The organism is Trinickia sp. LjRoot230, from assembly GCF_964253315.1.
GTDB lineage: Bacteria > Pseudomonadota > Gammaproteobacteria > Burkholderiales > Burkholderiaceae > Trinickia.
On record NZ_CAXUQX020000002.1, the window covers coordinates 1,412,963 to 1,424,167 of the forward strand.

The 11,205-nt window shown below is 59.2% G+C and carries 8 protein-coding genes; 4 read left to right on the forward strand and 4 right to left on the reverse strand.

Annotated elements, in window-relative coordinates; all coding sequences use genetic code 11:
* Positions 1–4 precede the first annotated feature (4 nt).
* Positions 5–2,944 carry an FAD-binding and (Fe-S)-binding domain-containing protein gene (locus tag ACSQ20_RS25360; RefSeq protein WP_436025354.1) on the forward strand — a complete coding sequence of 980 codons (2,940 nt, stop codon included), beginning with the start codon at positions 5–7 and terminating at the stop codon, positions 2,942–2,944.
* Positions 2,945–2,953: 9 nt separating this feature from the next.
* Here the strand turns inward: ACSQ20_RS25360 and ACSQ20_RS25365 are convergent, their stop codons facing one another.
* On the reverse strand, positions 2,954–3,601 hold the full coding sequence (locus ACSQ20_RS25365; RefSeq protein WP_436025356.1) for a helix-turn-helix domain-containing protein: 648 nt from the start codon (positions 3,599–3,601) through the stop codon (positions 2,954–2,956).
* Positions 3,602–3,648: 47 nt separating this feature from the next.
* Positions 3,649–4,314: a hypothetical protein gene (locus ACSQ20_RS25370; RefSeq protein ID WP_436025358.1), complete on the reverse strand. Its 666-nt coding sequence runs from the start codon at positions 4,312–4,314 to the stop codon at positions 3,649–3,651.
* A 238-nt stretch (positions 4,315–4,552) separates the two neighbouring features.
* Here ACSQ20_RS25370 and ACSQ20_RS25375 point away from each other — a divergent pair, with 238 nt between their 5' ends.
* The 3 genes from ACSQ20_RS25375 to ACSQ20_RS25385 all read left to right on the forward strand — a co-directional run bounded on the left by ACSQ20_RS25375 (position 4,553) and on the right by ACSQ20_RS25385 (position 8,526).
* A complete protein-coding gene (locus tag ACSQ20_RS25375) occupies positions 4,553–5,710 on the forward strand; it encodes a branched-chain amino acid ABC transporter substrate-binding protein (RefSeq protein ID WP_436025360.1) in 1,158 nt (385 codons plus the stop codon).
* A gap of 113 nt (positions 5,711–5,823) precedes the next feature.
* On the forward strand, positions 5,824–7,323 hold the full coding sequence (gene amaB / locus ACSQ20_RS25380) for an L-piperidine-6-carboxylate dehydrogenase (protein WP_436025362.1): 1,500 nt from the start codon (positions 5,824–5,826) through the stop codon (positions 7,321–7,323).
* Positions 7,324–7,353: 30 nt separating this feature from the next.
* Positions 7,354–8,526 (forward strand): NAD(P)/FAD-dependent oxidoreductase, encoded by a 1,173-nt coding sequence (locus ACSQ20_RS25385; RefSeq protein ID WP_436025364.1) that lies wholly within the window; start codon positions 7,354–7,356, stop codon positions 8,524–8,526.
* Between the two features lie 28 nt (positions 8,527–8,554).
* On the opposite strand, the gene ACSQ20_RS25390 is transcribed toward ACSQ20_RS25385, so the two are convergent.
* On the reverse strand, positions 8,555–9,775 hold the full coding sequence (locus ACSQ20_RS25390; RefSeq protein WP_436025366.1) for an oxygenase MpaB family protein: 1,221 nt from the start codon (positions 9,773–9,775) through the stop codon (positions 8,555–8,557).
* 50 nt (positions 9,776–9,825) lie between these two features.
* Positions 9,826–11,007: a hypothetical protein gene (locus ACSQ20_RS25395; RefSeq protein ID WP_436025368.1), complete on the reverse strand. Its 1,182-nt coding sequence runs from the start codon at positions 11,005–11,007 to the stop codon at positions 9,826–9,828.
* Between the last annotated feature and the right edge of the window lie 198 nt (positions 11,008–11,205).

The following is an 11,205-nucleotide window of genomic DNA, read 5'->3' on the forward strand; positions in this document are numbered from 1 at the left end:
CGCGATGCAAGCGAAGCCGTTCGACGCGAGCCCGCAACTCATCGATAACCTCGATGGCTCGCTACGTCGCTCCATGCGCGGGGAAGTGCGTTTTGATGCCGGCTCCAAAGCGCTTTACGCATCCGATGCGTCCAACTATCGCCAAGTGCCGCTGGCCGTCGTGGTGCCGGCCGATGTGGACGATCTGGTTAGTGCGATCGACGTCTGTCATCGCCACGATGTGCCGTTTCTCACTCGCGGCGGCGGCACGTCGCAAAATGGACAGTGCGTCAACGTGGCGGTGGTGGCCGACGCGAGCAAATATCTGAACCGCGTGCTCGATATCGATGTGCAACGCAAGACCGCGCTGGTCGAGCCCGGTGTGATTTGCGACACCTTGCGTGAAGCGGCGCAAGCACACGGACTCACGTTTGCGCCCGATCCCGCAACGCATAGCCGCTGCACGCTCGGTGGCATGATCGCCAATAATTCATGCGGGGCGCACTCGGTGATGGCGGGTAAAACCGTCGAAAACGTCGAGGCGCTCGAAATTGCGACTTACGATGGTGCGCGTTTCTGGGTCGGGCCGACGTCCGAGACGGAGCTCGCAGCGATCATCGAAGAAGGCGGTCGCCGCGCGCAGATCTACCGCCAGCTGCGCGACTTGCGCGATCGCTGTGCGCAGCAGATCCGCGAAGCGTTTCCTGCCATCAAGCGAAGGGTTTCGGGGTTCAATCTCGATCAGTTGCTGCCGGAAAATGGCTTTAACATCGCGCGAGCACTCGTTGGGACCGAAGGCACGTGCGCTGTGACGCTGCGCGCGTCAGTCAGACTCGTGCATAGTCCTTCGCACCGCGTGCTGCTCGTGCTGGGTTTCGCCGATATCTTTGCCGCGGCCGATGCCGTCGCGCATTTCACTCGGTTTTCGCCGATTGCGATCGAAGGGTTGGATCGCGCGATCATTCGCGGCTTGCAGGCTCGCGGGTTAAAGCGCGACGAGATTGCTTTGCTGCCTCCGGGCGACGCATGGGTGGTGCTCGAATTCGGCGCGGATACCCATGTTGATGCCATAGCACAGGCGCAACGTGCGCATGCTTACTTCGAGGCAGGCTCTGGTGGTCCGAACGTTACCTGCGTAGTTGTCGGCGAAAATTCGCAGCAGCAACAGATCTGGTCGATTCGAGAGACGGGCGCTTCTGCGGTTGCGCTGTCGATCGAACCTGGCAAGCCTGACCCGGTTGTTGGCTGGGAAGACGCGGCGGTCGATCCGTTGCGGCTTGGCGATTATCTGCGGCGCTTTCAGGCGCTCGTCGATCGCTTCGGCTACGAAACTTGCCTCTATGGTCATTTCGGCGACGGCTGTGTGCATGCGCGCATCACCTTCGATCTGCGCACGTCCGAAGGCGTAGCGACTTGGCGCCGCTTCTTGCGCGAGGCGGCCGAACTCGTCGTCGAATTCGGCGGATCGTTATCGGGCGAGCATGGCGACGGTCAGGCCAAGGCCGAATTTCTGCCTATCATGTACGGCCCGGAAATCATGCGGGCGATGGAAGAATTCAAAGCCATTTGGGACCCGGCCAATCGACTCAATCCCGGCAAGGTCGTACACGCGTATCGCGCAGACGAAAATCTGCGTGTCGGCCCCGCTTACAAACCAGTGACGCTGGCGACGAGGTTGACGTTCGAAAGCCCGGAAGGCGACGGCATGCCGCGTGCAGTCGAACGCTGCATCGGCATGGGCAAGTGTCGCTCGCTCGAAGGCGGCACCATGTGCCCAAGCTTTCGCGCGACGCGCGAAGAGGGCTTCAGTACACGCGGGCGCGCGCATTTGTTCTGGGAAATGCTGCAAGGCGAAGTCATCACCGAGGGATGGGACAGCGCAGAGGTAAAAGCCTCGCTCGACACGTGCCTCGCCTGCAAGGGCTGCAAATCGGACTGTCCCACGCATACCGATATGGCGTCATACAAGGCCGAATTTCTTTCGCACTACTATGAAAAGCGACGCCGCCCGAGGCAGGCGCTTTTTATGGGCCGGATTGGTCAATGGGCGCCGTTGGCAAGCCGTTTTGCTCCGCTCTTCAATGCGTTGAACGCGGCTCCGTTATTGGGCGCGCTCGGCAAACGCTTGGCCGGTGTCGCCACGCAGCGCACGCTGCCGAAGTTCGCGCATCGGCGTCTCGGCGCGATGATGAAACAAAGGGCCGCAACCGCTGTGCCATCTCAGGTCGCACCGACAGCGCAGCGCAAAGTGATTCTGTGGGTCGATACATTTAACGAATATTTTTCGCCCGAGATTGCGCGCAGTGCCTTCGACGTATTGACGACACTTGGCTATCAAGTCGTTTTGCCGAAGCAGCGTCTTTGCTGCGGACGCCCGCTATACGACTACGGGTTGCTCGACGAAGCCAACGCGTTGTTGCGCGATATCGTCGGCGCGTTGGCGCCCGAAATTCAAGCCGGCGTGCCGCTCGTGGGGCTCGAGCCCGGGTGCCTGTCCGTCTTTAAAGACGAGTTACTCAAGCAACTCCCGCATGATTCGAACGCGAAACGATTAGCAGACCAAACCTTTCTTTTTGCGGATTTCGTGAGCCGCGCCGAATTCGATTGGCCGCGGCTTGACGCCGACGTGGTTGTACATGGGCACTGCCACCAGAAGGCGCTGTTCGGCATGCAAGGCGATACAGCGTTGCTCGACAAGCTTGGCGTGCGATGGTCGCTGCTCGATACCGGCTGCTGCGGAATGGCTGGCTCGTTCGGGTTCAGCCACGATCACTACGCGCTATCGATGAAGATCGCCGAAGACAAGCTGCTGCCGCTCGTGCGGCGCGCGAGTGCCGATGCGATTATCGTCACCAATGGCTTTAGCTGCCGCGAGCAGATCGAGCACGGTAGCGGCCGCACGCCCGTTCATATCGCAGAACTCGCTTGGACGGCATTGACAAGTGCGGCCACGAATAACGAATAGCGCACTTGCTCACACGGCGGCGGTGCCAGTAACGCCGAGCCGGCCTTCCACGGTATAGGGTGCGGCGTAGCGCTCATCGATGATCCACAGAACCTCGGCGTCTTCTTTGCTCGTCGATACGGCTGCGTGGCCCATGCGGCTGTCGAAATAGATGCTGTCGCCCACCTCGAGTTGAGTCGGCGCATATAGTTCGGAGTACAAACAAACGCTGCCGCTCAACACGTAAAGAAATTCCTCGCCCTCATGCCGGCCCCACTCCGTGAAATCATCGAGCGAATGAGCGGTGATCCGGATACGAAACGGATGCATCGCTTTTTTGGTCAGCTCAGTCGCCAGCAGCTCCATCTGATAACAGCCGGCGGCGTGCGGTTGACCACCGCCTTTGCGTGTGACGGCGCGCCGTCCGACCGCGTTCGGCTTCGATGCTGCGCTGAAAAGCTCGCTCAGGTCGATCTTGAGACCGTGAACGATTTTTTGCAGCACGTCGAATGTGGGCGACATCATCCCGTTTTCGACTTTTGACAGCGTGGAGCGCGATACGCCGCAGACGCGGCTCGCGGCCTCGAGCGTGTAGGCATGCTGCAGCCGCGCTGCTCGGACACGCTTGCCGAGTTCGGAGGGTGCCTGCTCGGCAGGCTTGGGGAGGGTCCTGTCCATGCGGGGAAAATCGCGGAAGTGCGGTCGATCAGTCAATGGGTGTCGCATCATAACATCGGCCTGTTCGCGTGTTGGCCCCTCGAAAACGAGGCGCCCGAACGGATAGGCAGGCGGCTTGCCTCGATCGTCGAGAGTCTTGTGCCATACGATGTTTCGAATATCGCATCGAGCTTGCGCGGCTCGCCCGTTCGAGAACGCAGCCATGCGTCAGGCGGCTGCGCATGCGTCGACAAGGCTGCCAGAAAGCAGCGCAACAGTCGGCAGCGTCTTAGCGCCGAGGCGAAACTGTACGCTTCGCGAAACAAGCGCATTTGCAACGTACGCTTATCGATGCCCAGGCACGTGGCGATCTCCGCTGCGCTCCACGGATAATCAGGACTGCTAAACATTTGCTGTGCGAGCGTTTGGCCGAACGGCGGCGCCGGCTGTGCGAACGCGTGCGCAAGCGCCGCATAGTCAGGCTTCATCCCGGACACTTCCGTGAACGAATCGAAGATCAGCATGCCTGCTGCGCAGCCGTGCGCATCGGGTTCGATTGCCACCGAGAAGCAGTTCTCCGCGGGCAACACCCAACTCGCACCTGCGTGCGTTCTGACGAACGAGGAATCAGCGGAAATGACATGCGTGCCGGATACGCGCTGCCAATTGAGTGCATAGGGGAAGCGAAGGCCGCGGGCCCGTATCGGGCGCGAGAGAGTGAAAGCCAGGTGCATGAATCGCATCGCGCGTTGTTGTGGTCGTCATCGATCACGTCGCGGATCGTATCGAATTCGCGCAATGTGCGCCAGCGGCCGATGGTATGCACGTCACATGCATCCGGCGACGCCTTCGCGCGTGTGCCGCATTCCCTATGGCTTGATGAGAAATGTGCATGACCTCGTGCATAGATATCGTTTGATCGCTTTGTATTGGCTGCACACAATCGCGGCACACCTTCACAAGGAAATGATCATGGCTTTGCGTTCCCGCATTTCGTCCGGTGCCGCGGCAGCCGTGGCAATTGCCACCTCGCTTGCGTTTGCCGCGGGTTGTCTGCACGCAGAGGAAGTCATCAGGATCGGCGTGGCGGCGCCATTGACGGGCAGCGCGGCGGCCTACGGCAAGGATGTCGAAAGTGGCGTACGCATGGCCGTTGACGAAGCGAATGATGCGCATCCGACCATCGGCGGCAAGCCGGTGAAGTTCGTGGTGGATGCACAAGACGACCAGAGCGACCCGCGTGTGGGCGTGCAAGCGGCGCAACGTCTGGTCGACGATCAAGTGGCTGTTGTCGTCGGCCACTTCAATTCGGGCACGACACTCCCGGCGTCGGCGATCTACGCGAAGGCAGGCATTCCGATGATTACACCGGCTGCCACGAACCCGGCCATCACGCGCGGCGGGTTGGCCAGCGTGTACCGCGTGATCGCTACCGATGCGCAAAACGCGGGCAACGCCGGGGCGTACGCGGTGACGGTGACAAAAGCGAAACGCATCGCCATCATCGACGATCGCACCGCGTTCGGTCAGGGCGAGGCGGACGAATTCGAAAAAGCAGTGATGGCGAACCACGGCACGATTGTGAATCGTCAGTTTACAAACGACAAAGCCGTCGATTTCAGCGCGCAACTGACGGCAATCAAGAGCACGAACCCCGACCTCGTCTTTTTTGGCGGACTCGACGCACAAGCAGCGATGCTTGTAAAACGCATGCGCCAACTCGGCATGAAAGCGCAATTTCTTGCAGGCGGTGGCGTGATGGATGCAAACTTCATCAAGCTCGCCGGCGATGCCGCCAATGGCGCCGCGGTATGGGAATACGGTCAGCCGTTGAACACGTTGCCGAAGGGAAATAGGTTCGCGGCCAAGTTCAAGCAGAAGTTTGGCGTCGACATCCTGGCCTACGCGCCGTTTGCTTACGACGCGACCTGGGTTGCGATCAAGGCCGCCGGAAAAGCGGATTCGTTCGCCCCGTCGGCCATCAATGCCGCGCTCAAGGCGACGAATCATGATGGCATCACTGGCAAGATCGCATTTACCGCAACGGGCGACCTCAATAAGCCGAACTCGACGCTGTACCAGGTGAGAAATGCCGTTTGGACACCGGTCACGACTAAAACGGGCGATTGATCGGCCGCCGCGGGCACTGCGGTTGCCGCTGCTTTGGCGTACGTGTATAGTTTCCGAACGTGCGTAAATTTCCTATCGGAAACAGCAAAAACGTTCAACGAAGAGGTTCCATCGTGAAAGCATCGACTATCCTGTCCGACCTTGGCATTGCCCATCTTGCGGATGCTGGCGATATCGCCGTTCACTCCCCGATCGACGGCGAGCTTATCGGCCGCGTGGCGAGCCGAACGGCCGCGGAGGTCGACAACGCACTTGCGCAAGCGCAGGCTGCTTATCAGACTTGGCGTGATGTGCCGGCGCCGCGGCGAGGCGAGCTGGTTCGATTGTTAGGAAACAAGCTGCGCGAGCGCAAGCAGGCGCTTGGCAGCTTGATCACGCTCGAGGCCGGCAAAATCCTGCAAGAGGGGCTCGGCGAAGTACAGGAGATGATCGATATCTGCGATTTCGCCGTGGGCCTGTCGCGCCAGCTTTACGGTTTGACAATCGCCTCCGAACGCCCCGGCCATCGCATGGCTGAGACATGGCACCCGATGGGCGTGTGCACGGTCATTTCCGCTTTCAATTTTCCGGCAGCGGTCTGGGCATGGAATGCGGCGCTTGCACTCGTGTGCGGTAACGCGGTGATTTGGAAGCCGTCGGAAAAGACGCCGCTAACAGCATTAGCGGTCGACAAGATTTTGCAAGAAGCACTGACCGAATTCGGCAGTGCGCCAGCGGGTTTGACGTTCCTCGCCAACGGCGGCCGCGAGGTGGGTGCGCAGTTGGTTGGCGACCCGCGCTCGAACATCGTCAGCGCGACGGGCAGCACTGAGATGGGGCGCGCGGTCGGTGTCGAAGTCGCACGACGGTTTGGGCGATCGATTCTCGAACTCGGCGGCAATAACGCCGGCATCGTGTCGGGCACGGCCGATATGGAGCTTGCGCTGCGCGGCATCGTGTTCTCCGCTGTTGGGACCGCCGGCCAGCGTTGCACGACGCTGCGGCGGCTTTTCGTCCACGACAGCGTGTATGACAAAACAATCGAGCGCTTGAAGACGCTCTATAGCAAAGTCGCCATTGGTAATCCGCTCGAATCGGGCGTGCTGATGGGGCCGCTCATCGATGCGCATGCGTTCGAGCGCATGCAGGCGGCGCTTGAGCAGGCCAAGCGCGAAGGCGGCAGCGTGTTCGGCGGCGAGCGTCAACCCGTTGCGGGTCACGATAAGGGCATTTATGTTCGCCCTGCCATTGTCGAGATGCCTTCGCAGACGTCGGTCGTACTCAAGGAAACCTTCGCCCCGATCCTCTATGTGATGAAGTATCGCGAGTTCGGCGATGCCATCGCGGCAAACAATGCGGCCGTGCACGGCTTGTCGTCATGCGTGTTCACCACCGACTTGCGCGAAAGCGAGCGTTTCCTCTCCGCATCGGGCAGTGACTGCGGCATTGCGAACGTGAACATCGGGCCGAGCGGCGCGGAGATCGGCGGCGCATTCGGCGGCGAAAAAGAAACGGGTGGTGGCCGCGAATCGGGCTCGGATGCATGGAAGGCTTATATGCGTCGCGCGACCAATGCCGTCAATTATTCGTCGGCATTGCCGCTTGCGCAGGGCATCGACTTTTCCATCGAATAACCGAAAGCGCTCACCATTGCGGAGTCCGTCGTGAGTTCTCATGTTGTCATCGTAGGCGGCGGTGTCATCGGCAGCGCCATCGCTTATTTTCTGCGCGCGTCCGATACGAGCGTTGCGGTCACGGTCATCGAGCGTGATCCGACTTATGCGAAGTCGTCGTCGGCGTTGTCGGCGGCCTCGATTCGTCAGCAGTTTTCCACGCCGCTGTCGATTCAAATGTCGTTGTACGGCATTGCGTTCCTGCGTCAGTTGGGCGATTTTCTCGAGGTCGATGGATCGAAGCCTTCCATCGATCTCCACGAGGGCGGGTATCTCTTTCTTGCCACACCGGCAGGCGCGGCGACGCTGCAGCAGAATCACGCGTTGCAAACGCGCTTGGGCGCCGACATTCGCTTGATGGATCGCGATGCGATGAAGGCGAAATTTTCGTGGCTCAATGTGGAGGATCTCGCATCGGGTGCATTCGGCGAAAGCGGCGAGGGATGGTTCGACGGATACGGTTTGGTACAAGCGCTGCGCAAGAAGGCACAAGCGCTTGGTGCGCGCTATGTGGCGGCCGACGTCGTCGATGTCGTGCGTGAAGGCCGGCGAATCACGTATGTAGTGACGAGCGACGGCGAACGCTACCCGTGCGACACGATGGTCAACGCAGCGGGTGCCTGGGCGCGCAAAGTCTCGGCGATGATGGGCATCGATATCCCCGTGTTCGCGCGCCGTCGCAGCATCTTCAACGTATCGTCACCGGCGCGGCTCTCGCCGTGCCCGTTGCTGATCGACCCGAGCGGTGTTTACTTTCGTCCCGAAGGGAAGACCTATATCTGCGGCACGTCGCCGAGCGCGGACAACGACTCTGACGACTTGCCGCTCGATGAAGTCGACCACGCGCTTTTCGACGAGGTCATTTGGCCGACGCTGGCGCATCGCGTGCCGGCGTTCGAAGCATTGCGCGTGGAAAACTGTTGGTCCGGCTATTACGAGTACAACGTTTTCGATCATAACGCGATCATCGGTCATCACCCCGATATCGAGAACTGCATATTCGCCAACGGCTACAGTGGCCATGGTTTGCAGCAGGGGCCTGCAACGGGGCGCGGCGTCAGCGAGTTGATCTTGAACGGCAAATACACGTCGCTCGACCTGTCGTCGCTGAGTTGGGCACGTGTGCTCGAGAACCGTCCGATCGTGGAAAAGAATGTCGTGTAAGTCGATATGGTCGTCCTGGCGCTTATCGTTAATGCGATAAACCCACCTGTGGAAGCTCGAGGCTGAAAGTGCGGGCGATCGCACTCTGATACGCAGTCTCGCCCTTCATTGCCGCGATTTTGCGATCGAATGCACCTAGGGTTTCCGCTATCTTCCGTGCGCGCAATACGTTGTTATTTCGCTCCAGTTGACGTTGATAGCGGTTGAAATGAACTATTTGCGGCAGCAGGTTGGCGACCCAACTACGTTCCGCTCCTACCTTGTCCGCAAACTCATCGCCGTGAAATAACCTGCAGAACGCATGCATGAGCAGGACCGACACTTCTTCATGGACGCTGAGTGCGGCGTGCAAACGCCGACCAAGCGAGGCAAGCATCTTGCTCGTGAGTAAGCGACAGCTGTCGTCAGGCTGTGCGCAGGAAGCATCTATCAACGCGAGCAGTTCGGCAGCAGAAGCGTCATCGACAACGTACCGAAAAAAGCGCTCTTCGATCCCGAGGATGTGAGCGATTAGTTTCCATAAATCATAGAGCTCGCGGGATTCACGTTCGTCGAACGTAATGCCGATCTTCTGCAAGGCGCTGCACGGAATGTAAGTAAAGTCCAGCCATGTTCTAAGCATGTCTAATTGGCTGATCGGCACGCCGAGATCTGTTGCATTCCAACCTTGTTTGCGCAACGTCGCTCTGACTCGAGCATGCAACATGCGAACCTGCATGGTATGCACATATCCGTTGGCGCCTTGGTGTAGCCCGCCTGGGCGAAGCACATGGTGCATCCAGATTCCGGTTTCGGCGAGGCGTCGATCGGTCCGCTCATCGAGGTTGCCCGTTTTCATCAGGACCTTGGAGATGGTGGGCGAGCTGTAGGTATGCGCTAGCGAACCGGGTCCGAGAGCGACGGTCATCCATAGCGTTCCGCTTGCAAGGTAGGCTTCGGAACCATGCTGGACGCGGGACCCGTTGACCCAGTGGGGGATACTCTCAGCCTGCTTGAGCAGCGCGCTGATTGAAGGAGCAGGCGAGACCAGGCTGCGGTGGCCGTACCGTATTCCAGCATTCAAGATGCCTTGCTGGTCGTCGGAAGCTTCGCTCAATTGCGCGACGACATCGTCAGCGAGTTGGTCGCTGGACGCGGCCATCTCGAGCAGCCAGGCTAGCTTATCAGCGCCAAAACGATCAATTATTTCTGCCCGATTGAATACATTAAATGGTGGACCGGAAAGGTTGGAATTTTTAGAGTTCACCATGATATTCGGCTCGTCTCACGAGTAACCGACATATAAACTCGCCTCATTGCTCAGAGCGCACCTACGATCGCCGCTGAAGCGCTAAAGCCGACACCGAAAGCGAGGACCAGACCGACTCCGTCCCGTGCCGGCGAAGCGCAGTGCTGCGCCAGCATGAGCCCCGCCGAGCAGGTCGCTGTATTGGCGCAGTGCGCAAGTACGTTTAGCGATTCCTGCGCCTCGCTGCCCAATGGGTCGACATCGAGTGTTCTGAATACGCCATTCAAGATTTTCTTGCTGCCGGTATGGATGTTGTAAAAATCGAATTTTGGAAGAATGCCTTTCTCCGCGTCATTATCCAGATGATACTTGCGCGAAAGGCGCGCGAGTATCTCAGACGCGTAGGCTGCGCCGCGTTCCGGTACCTCATCCGACATTTCGTAGAATGGATATTCCTCCAAAATCGGCGTATGAATTCCACCTTCGTTCATTCTCAAGATTTCGGTATCGGCAGGCCGCAGGTTCGTGGCGTGTACAGCCGGGCCAAAACCGAGCAGGCCTTCGTCGCGAGACCCTCCCAGAATGAATGCCACGGCAGCGTCACCAAATAGCATGGCGAAGAGAAACCGCTGTGTATTGCGCCATTCGCGCGCCATATCCGCCTTGTCGGACATACGGCGCGTCTCCTTGAAGCTGCAGTAGTGATCCGCCATCAGCCGCTCGGCGAGTCCGGTGACGGCTTCGACCGCCACGACCACCACTTTCTTGCCTGGATTTAGAGCGATGAACGTTCGGGCGATATCGAGTGCTTTGATCAGGCTCGAGCATCCCATGTTCTGCATGTTGAGAACATTGGCGTCGTCCGGCAGCCGCCCCGGAAAACCGGCAAGCAGTTCAAATCCGAGACAGGGCAGCGGTCTATCGGCGCTATTCGTCGCAGCGATTACCAATCCGATTTGATCGGTGTCGCCGTCCCAGCTATCAAGACACCGCTGAGTAGCGGCAATGGCAAGGCCCGTTGCCGAGTAGGTAAAGTCTCGCTTTGCTCGGCCGCAAACATAACCGGGGTAATCGGCAATGATCGAATATCGATTTATGATCTCCATGTTTCGCACCGAATCACCCAGCGTGGCACTGACCCGGCCGTCCAGGCCATCCAGCAAGCTTTGCGTTGAGATCGGCTCCCCTGGTAATGCAACGCCGCTGCTTTCGAAATAGGCTACGTAGTCGTCGTCGCTATCGCCCGCTTGCATTATTTCCTCCGTCGCGGCCGTACCTGGATATCGGCAGTTGCAGTGCCGTTTCGCGATGAGCCTGCGCATGGTCGAAGCGTTATTGGCCCCTCGCGTCGTACGAAACGCACCGCGTTAATCGGAAGTTGCGCAGCGTCGACGAAAAGAGATTAGCGCCTATCGAGTCGGGAAAATTTCACAATACTCGTAAGCCGATTT